The sequence below is a fragment of the Mycobacterium sp. genome (assembly GCF_008709575.1).
Taxonomy (GTDB): domain Bacteria; phylum Actinomycetota; class Actinomycetes; order Mycobacteriales; family Mycobacteriaceae; genus Mycobacterium.
The window spans coordinates 1-253 of the sequence record NZ_VYIK01000507.1; positions in this window are offsets into that span (position 1 = coordinate 1).

Consider the following 253-nt stretch of genomic DNA (forward strand, 5'->3'; position numbering starts at 1 on the left):
ACGTCAGCGCCAGCCCAAGCACCGTATCCAAATATGCCCCTCAATCGCGCCCCGATCCGGGACGGCATGCTCGTCGTCGGTTTCCCGGGCGAGCCTACGCGGGCACCGCACCATCGGCTGCCCGGGTACCGGCAGCGCTGCAACTACCCGGATGCCCGCCAACGCAGACAAGGGCGGACAAGAGGCGGACAAGAGTAGCCACAGTGGACGCGGTTGGCCGGCTGTCACGGTAGTTGGGCAGCTCGCGGGGGCC